We start from the raw sequence: 7,468 nt of genomic DNA on the forward strand, positions 1-7,468 counted from the left end.
CACCTCCACGGAGGCGCGGGCCGTCGCCCGTACCCAAACCCTGATCAAGGGCAGAGACGGCATCGGTACGGTCCGCAGGACCACCCTCCCCGGCGGGCTGCGTATCGTCACCGAGACCCTGCCGTCCGTGCGCTCCGCCACCTTCGGCATCTGGGCGCACGTCGGCTCCCGCGACGAGACCCCCGCGCTGAACGGCGCCACCCACTACCTGGAGCACCTGCTCTTCAAAGGCACCGCGCGCCGTAGCGCACTCGACATCTCCTCCGCGATCGACGCGGTCGGCGGCGAGATGAACGCGTTCACGGCGAAGGAGTACACGTGCTACTACGCGCGCGTGCTCGACACCGACCTGCCGCTCGCCATCGACACGGTCTGCGACATGCTCACCGGCTCGCTCATCCGCGAGGAGGACGTCGACGTGGAGCGCGGCGCCATCCTCGAAGAGATCGCGATGACCGAGGACGACCCGGGCGACTGCGTGCACGACCTGTTCGCGCACACCATGTTCGGCGACACCCCGCTCGGCCGCCCCGTCCTCGGCACGGTCGACACCGTCAACGGCCTCACCGCCGACCGCATCCGCCGCTTCTACAGGAAGCACTACGACCCGACCCACCTCGTGGTCGCCTGCGCGGGCAACGTGGACCACAACAAGGTCGTACGACAGGTCCGCGCGGCCTTCGAGAAGGCCGGCGCCCTCACCCGCGCCGACGCCACCCCGATCGCCCCGCGTGACGGCCGCCGCACCCTCCGTACGGCCGGCCGCGTCGAGCTGGTCGGCCGCAGGACCGAGCAGGCGCACGTCGTCCTCGGCATGCCCGGCCTCGCCCGCACCGACGAACGCCGCTGGGCCCTCGGCGTGCTCAACACGGCGCTCGGCGGCGGCATGTCCTCCCGCCTCTTCCAGGAGGTCCGGGAGAAGCGCGGCCTCGCCTACAGCGTGTACTCGTACACCTCCGGGTTCGCCGACTGCGGCCTCTTCGGTGTGTACGCCGGCTGCCGCCCGTCCCAGGTGCACGACGTGCTGAAGATCTGCCGCGACGAACTCGACCGGGTCGCCGAGCACGGGCTGCCGGACGACGAGATCGAGCGCGCCATCGGCCAGCTCCGCGGCTCCACGGTCCTCGGTCTGGAGGACACCGGCGCGATCATGAACCGCATCGGCAAGAGCGAGCTGTGCTGGGGCGAGCAGATGTCCGTCGACGAGATGCTGACCCGGATGGCGATGGTGACCCCGGACGAGGTCCGTGAGGTGGCCCGCGAGGTCCTGGGCCGGCGCCCCTCCCTGTCGGTGATAGGCCCGCTCAAGGACAAACAGGCGTCCCGTCTCCACGAAGCCGTCGCCTGACATCCCAGTTAAGGAACCAAGCAATGAGCAAGCTGCGCGTGGCGGTCATCGGTGCCCGGGGCCGTATCGGCTCCGAGGCCGTACGGGCCGTCGAGGCCGCCGAGGACATGGAGCTGGTCGCCGCCCTGAGCCGGGGCGACCGGCTGGAGACCCTGGCGGAGACCGGCGCCCAGGTCGCCGTCGAACTGACCACTCCCGCCTCGGTCATGGACAACCTGGAGTACTGCGTCGGCCACGGCATTCACGCGGTCGTCGGGACGACGGGCTGGACCGACGAGCGCCTCGCGCAGCTGAACGACTGGCTGGCGAAGTCCCCGGAGACGGGCGTCCTCATCGCGCCCAACTTCTCCATCGGGGCCGTACTGAACATGAAGTTCGCGCAGATCGCCGCGCCGTACTTCGAGTCGGTGGAGGTCGTCGAACTGCACCACCCGAAGAAGGTCGACGCCCCCTCGGGCACCGCCACGCGTACGGCCCAGCTCATCGCCGAGGCGCGGCGCGCGGCAGGTACGGCCCAGGCTCCGGACGCCACGGAGACGGCTCTGGAGGGCGCGCGCGGCGCGGACGTCGACGGCGTCCCCGTCCACTCCGTTCGCCTGCGTGGCCTGCTGGCCCACCAGGAGGTCCTCCTCGGCGGCGAGGGCGAGACCCTCACGATCCGCCACGACTCCCTCCACCACAGCAGCTTCATGCCGGGCATCCTGCTGGGCGCCCGCCGCGTGGTGACCACCCCCGGGCTCACCTTCGGCCTCGAACACTTCCTCGACCTGGGCTGATCGGGCCGGGATACGTCATGCGCGCGAAGCTCACCTACGCCGTCACGGCAGCCGTCCTGGTCGTCTACTTCGTCCTGGTCGGCAGCCGCGGAGTCCTGCTCATCGAGACCGGCACACCGATCACGATCGCCTTCGGTGTCGCCGTGCTCGTCCTGCCCGCTATCGGCCTCTGGTTCCTGTGGAAGAACACCCAGTTCGTCCGCAGGGCCAACCAGCTCGCCGCCGAACTCGACGCCGAAGGGGGCCTCCCCGTCGACGAGTTGAAGCGGACCCCGAGCGGACGCATCGACCGTGACTCGGCCGACGAGGTCTTCGCGCGGCGCAAGGAGGAGACCGAGGACGCCCCCGACGACTGGCGCACCTGGTTCCGCCTCGCCGTCGCCTACCACGACGCCCGCGACACCCCCCGGGCCCGCAAGGCCATGCAACGCGCGATCGCCCTGCACGACGGCAGACCGGCACCGACCGCCTGACCTGCCGCCGCCCGCACACGGCGAGGCCGCACACGAACGACACGCACGACTGAGGGGCCGGCCCGCACCCGCGGACCAGCCCCTCAGCCGTATGTTCGGTTACGCGGCGCGCCCGTGTTCGGCCGCCCACGCCTCGATCTTGTCGGCCGCCCGGTCGAAGGCTTCCGTACGTGCCAGGAAATCGGCGTTGTGCGTGGTCATCAGCGGTGTCACGTACTCCTGCACACGGTCCGTGCGCACGAGGAGCAGGGCCTGCCCCTGCACGGACCGGGGCAGCCCGAGCCACCGCACCGGCTGCTGCACGGTGCGCACCGAGACGCTGGGCTCCCAGGACGCCGTACGCGTGCGGAAGAACCCCACCTGACGCACTCCCCGCGCACTCACCCAGATGCCGACCCGCAGCAGCCGCAGGGCGCAGGCGATGACCAGCAGGGCGGCACCGAAGCAGATCGCGCCGGCCCGCGGTGTCTCGGCCGCCGCGATGATGACCGCCGCGACCAGCATGTACGAGGTGAGCAACAGCAGGAGCGCGGCCGCGCCGACCCGCCACGGGCCGGGCCGGTAGGGGCGCCGCCAGCGGTCGCGGTCCTCGAACGGCAGCGCTTCGTCCGCCGCCTGGTCGAAGGCGCGGTCGGCGGTCAGGAAGGGCAGGGGCACGGCTGGTCCTCACTCGATCCACGCACAGGTTTCGCCGGGTGAGGCTACCGAGCCGGGCCCTCGCCCACCACTTTCGCGGGTCCAACAGGGGCACAAGAGGCACAAGTCGGGTCATCCGGCTTCTCGTCGATGTCATCCGGCGTCTCGTCGATGCCGGGCCGTAGAGTGGGCGCCGCCCGAGAGCAGCCATGGGAAGGACCCTCCGAGCCGTGTCAGAAACCCCCGCCGACGATCTCAAGCCCAGCTTCCGCAGTGACGTCACCGTCGATCTGGTGAAGCACAGCGCGGCCGACTCGGACGTGCTGTGGGCCGCCCGTGTCTCCACCGCCGGCGAACAGTCCCTGGAGGAACTGCAGAAGGACCCCGAGCGCTCCAAGGGCCTCATCAACTACCTCATGCGGGACCGGCACGGCAGCCCCTTCGAGCACAACTCGATGACCTTCTTCATCAGCGCCCCCATCTTCGTCTTCCGCGAGTTCATGCGGCACCGGGTCGGGTGGAGCTACAACGAGGAGTCCGGCAGGTACCGGGAGCTCCAGCCCGTCTTCTACGTCCCCGACGAGTCCCGCAAGCTCGTCCAGGAGGGCCGCCCCGGCAAGTACGTCTTCGTGGAGGGCACCCAGGCGCAGCAGGAGCTGGTCGGGCGGGTCATGGAGGACTCGTACGTCCACGCCTACGAGGCGTACCAGGAGATGCTCGCCGCCGGAGTGGCCCGGGAGGTCGCCCGCGCGGTGCTGCCGGTCGGTCTCTTCTCCTCGATGTACGCCACCTGCAACGCCCGCTCGCTGATGCACTTCCTCGGTCTGCGCACCCAGCACGAACTGGCGAAGGTGCCGTCCTTCCCCCAGCGGGAGATCGAGATGGTCGGCGAGCGGATGGAGACGGAGTGGGCGAGGCTCATGCCGCTCACGCACGCCGCCTTCAACGCGAACGGCCGCGTCGCGCCCTGAACAGTGTCGTCACCTCTCGGCTGCCTCGCCGGGCCCCGACACGAAGGCCCCGACAAACGAAGGCCCCGACACGACCTGGATGACCGTCGACTTTCGGCCAGGCACAGATGTACGGGTCAGTCGAGCGAAGTGTCCGTATTGCGGCATTTCGAGAAGTTCATCTAGCCTGATCAAACGGACCCGGCACTGCTTGAACCCCCGAGCAGGCAGTGCCGGGCTCCGCATTTGTCCGGACTTTTCCCGCCCCCCGAGGGCAGACCGTGCCCTGAGCAGCGAGTAGCGTGTTACCCATGGCTCCGACCTCGACTCCGCAGACCCCCTTCGGGCGGGTCCTCACCGCCATGGTCACGCCCTTCACGGCGGACGGCGCACTCGACCTCGACGGCGCGCAGCGGCTCGCCACCCACCTGGTGGACGCAGGCAACGACGGCCTGGTCATCAACGGCACCACCGGCGAGTCCCCCACCACCGGTGACGCGGAGAAATCGGACCTGGTACGAGCCGTCCTCGAAGCCGTCGGCGACCGCGCCCACGTCATCGCCGGTGTCGGCACCAACGACACCCGCCACAGCATGGACCTGGCCCGCGCCGCCGAGAAGACCGGCGCCCACGGACTCCTCGTCGTCACGCCGTATTACAACAAGCCCCCGCAGGAGGGCCTGTACCGTCACTTCAAGGCGGTCGCCGACGCCGCCGGGCTGCCGGTGATGCTGTACGACATCCCGGGCCGCAGCGGCGTCCCGATCGACACCGAGACGATCGTCCGGCTCGCCGAGCACCCCCGCATCGTCGCCAACAAGGACGCCAAGGGCGACCTCGGCCGCGCCAGCTGGGCCATCGCCCGTTCCGGCCTCGCCTGGTACTCCGGCGACGACATGCTGAACCTCCCGCTGCTCTCGGTCGGCGCGGTCGGCTTCGTCTCGGTCGTCGGCCACGTCGTCACCCCCGAACTGCGCGCCCTCGTCGACGCGTACGTCTCCGGTGACGTCCAGAAGGCCACCGAGATCCACCAGAAGCTGCTCCCCGTCTTCACCGGCATGTTCCGCACCCAGGGCGTGATGACCACCAAGGCGGCGCTCGCCCTCCAGGGCCTGCCCGCCGGACCCCTGCGCGCCCCCATGGTCGAGCTCTCGCCCGAGGAGACGGCCCAGCTCAAGCTCGATCTCGGCGCCGGCGGGGTACAGCTCTAACACCGGGCCTCGCACGACGCGACAACCAGACTTCACAACTGAATAGGCAGGACGACAAGCGCCTGCGTTCCCATCCACAACTGCTTCTGCACGAACGTCATGCGCGCCACGTGCCCCAGGTACGTGGCGTGCATGGTGAGGAGAGTCTTTTGAGTCATCCGCATCCTGAACTCGGCCCGCCGCCGCCGCTCCCGGAGGGTGGCCTGCGGGTCACCCCGCTGGGCGGCCTCGGCGAGATCGGCCGGAACATGACCGTCTTCGAGTACGGCGGCCGGCTGCTGATCGTGGACTGCGGGGTGCTCTTCCCCGAGGAGGAGCAGCCCGGAATCGACCTGATCCTGCCGGACTTCTCGTCCATCAGGGACCGCCTCGACGACATCGAGGGCATCGTCCTCACCCACGGGCACGAGGACCACATCGGAGCGGTCCCGTACCTGCTCCGGGAGAAGCCCGACATCCCGCTGATCGGCTCCAAGCTGACCCTCGCGCTCATCGAGGCCAAGCTCCAGGAGCACCGCATCCGTCCGTACACCCTTGAGGTGGCCGAGGGGAACCGCGAGCGCATCGGCCCCTTCGACTGCGAGTTCGTCGCGGTCAACCACTCCATCCCGGACGCCCTGGCCGTGGCCATCCGCACGCCCGCGGGCATGGTCGTCCACACGGGCGACTTCAAGATGGACCAGCTCCCGCTGGACAACCGCCTCACAGATCTCCACGCGTTCGCACGGCTGAGCGAGGAGGGCATCGACCTCCTCCTCTCCGACTCGACGAACGCCGAGGTGCCGGGATTCGTTCCGCCCGAGCGCGACATCTCCAACGTGCTGCGCCAGGTCTTCGCGGGCGCCAGCAAGCGGATCATCGTGGCCAGCTTCGCCAGCCACATCCACCGCATCCAGCAGATCCTCGACGCCGCCCACGAGTACGGCCGCCGGGTCGCCTTCGTCGGCCGCTCGATGGTCCGCAACATGGGCATCGCCAGGGACCTGGGCTATCTAAGGGTTCCGCCGGGCCTGGTCGTGGACGTCAAGACGCTCGACGACCTGCCGCAGCACGAGATCGTCCTCGTCTGCACCGGGTCGCAGGGCGAACCGATGGCCGCCCTGTCCCGTATGGCCAACAGGGACCACCAGATCCGCATCGTCCAGGGCGACACGGTGATCCTGGCCTCGTCCCTGATCCCGGGCAACGAGAACGCGGTCTACCGCGTGATCAACGGCCTGACCCGTTGGGGCGCCAACGTCGTCCACAAGGGCAACGCCAAGGTCCATGTCTCCGGGCACGCCTCGGCCGGCGAACTGCTGTACTTCTACAACATCTGCCGCCCGAAGAACCTGATGCCGGTGCACGGCGAATGGCGGCACCTGCGCGCCAACGCCGAACTGGGCGCCCTGACCGGCGTGCCGCACGACCGCATCGTCATCGCCGAGGACGGCGTGGTCGTCGACCTCATCGAGGGCAAGGCCAGGATCTCCGGCAAGGTCCAGGCCGGCTACGTCTACGTGGACGGCCTCTCGGTCGGCGATGTGGGCGAGCCCGCCCTCAAGGACCGGAAGATCCTGGGCGACGAGGGCATCATCTCGGTCTTCCTCGTGGTGGACTCGTCCACCGGCAAGATCACCGGTGGCCCGCACATCCAGGCGCGCGGCTCCGGTATCGAGGACTCCGCGTTCGGCGCGGTCGTCCCGCGGATCACCGAGGTCCTGGAGCGTTCGGCCCAGGACGGGGTCGTCGAGCCTCACCAGCTGCAACAGCTCATCCGCCGGACCCTTGGCAAGTGGGTCTCCGACACCTACCGGCGCAGGCCGATGATCCTGCCTGTGGTGGTTGAGGTCTGACCCACCGTCAGTGCTCGCCTGGGGCGGGGCTCCTCGATTTGCATCGGGGCGCCCCGCTCCAGTACGTTTACGGCTCCGCCCAGGGGGAACCCGACGCAACTGTGCGTCAGGGACCACCCGGACCGGGCGGAAATTCCGACTCAGAACTTCTGATAAAGTCGGAGTCGCCGGAAAGGGAAACGCGAAAGCGGAAACCTGGAAAGCACCGAGGAAATCGGAACCGGAAACGGTCTGATAGA

The 7,468-nt window shown here is 69.3% G+C and carries 8 protein-coding genes; 6 read left to right on the forward strand and 2 right to left on the reverse strand.

The genetic code is table 11. From position 1 onward, the window contains the following. The 3 genes from ACFU5F_RS41760 to ACFU5F_RS41770 form a co-directional block, all read left to right on the forward strand. On the forward strand, nucleotides 1–1,348 hold a 1,348-nt coding region (locus ACFU5F_RS41760), incomplete at its 5' end, for a M16 family metallopeptidase (protein WP_383898846.1). Between the two features lie 23 nt (nucleotides 1,349–1,371). Next, the gene (gene dapB, locus ACFU5F_RS41765) at nucleotides 1,372–2,124 is read left to right on the forward strand and encodes a 4-hydroxy-tetrahydrodipicolinate reductase (protein ID WP_383898848.1); all 753 of its coding nucleotides are present in this window, start codon (nucleotides 1,372–1,374) and stop codon (nucleotides 2,122–2,124) included. A gap of 17 nt (nucleotides 2,125–2,141) precedes the next feature. Next, nucleotides 2,142–2,597 carry a hypothetical protein gene (locus ACFU5F_RS41770; RefSeq protein ID WP_275455802.1) on the forward strand — a complete coding sequence of 152 codons (456 nt, stop codon included), beginning with the start codon at nucleotides 2,142–2,144 and terminating at the stop codon, nucleotides 2,595–2,597. A 99-nt stretch (nucleotides 2,598–2,696) separates the two neighbouring features. Here the strand turns inward: ACFU5F_RS41770 and ACFU5F_RS41775 are convergent, their stop codons facing one another. Next, nucleotides 2,697–3,254 (reverse strand): hypothetical protein, encoded by a 558-nt coding sequence (locus tag ACFU5F_RS41775; RefSeq protein WP_383898850.1) that lies wholly within the window; start codon nucleotides 3,252–3,254, stop codon nucleotides 2,697–2,699. Nucleotides 3,255–3,463: 209 nt separating this feature from the next. Between ACFU5F_RS41775 and thyX the strand changes: the two genes are divergently transcribed. Both thyX and dapA read left to right on the forward strand, forming a co-directional pair. After that, nucleotides 3,464–4,204: an FAD-dependent thymidylate synthase gene (gene thyX, locus ACFU5F_RS41780; RefSeq protein WP_383898852.1), complete on the forward strand. Its 741-nt coding sequence runs from the start codon at nucleotides 3,464–3,466 to the stop codon at nucleotides 4,202–4,204. Nucleotides 4,205–4,494: 290 nt separating this feature from the next. Continuing rightward, nucleotides 4,495–5,394, forward strand: a complete 900-nt coding sequence (dapA, locus tag ACFU5F_RS41785; RefSeq protein ID WP_383898854.1) for a 4-hydroxy-tetrahydrodipicolinate synthase — start codon at nucleotides 4,495–4,497, stop codon at nucleotides 5,392–5,394. 32 nt (nucleotides 5,395–5,426) lie between these two features. On the opposite strand, the gene ACFU5F_RS41790 is transcribed toward dapA, so the two are convergent. Continuing rightward, nucleotides 5,427–5,552, reverse strand: a complete 126-nt coding sequence (locus tag ACFU5F_RS41790; RefSeq protein WP_267888856.1) for a hypothetical protein — start codon at nucleotides 5,550–5,552, stop codon at nucleotides 5,427–5,429. On the opposite strand from ACFU5F_RS41790, the gene ACFU5F_RS41795 reads away from it, so the two are divergent. After that, a complete protein-coding gene (locus ACFU5F_RS41795; protein ID WP_383898857.1) occupies nucleotides 5,544–7,229 on the forward strand; it encodes a ribonuclease J in 1,686 nt (561 codons plus the stop codon). The genes ACFU5F_RS41790 and ACFU5F_RS41795 overlap by 9 nt on opposite strands. Nucleotides 7,230–7,468 lie beyond the last annotated feature (239 nt).

This window comes from Streptomyces sp. NPDC057438, from assembly GCF_042802995.1.
In the GTDB taxonomy this organism is placed as follows: Bacteria; Actinomycetota; Actinomycetes; order Streptomycetales; family Streptomycetaceae; genus Streptomyces.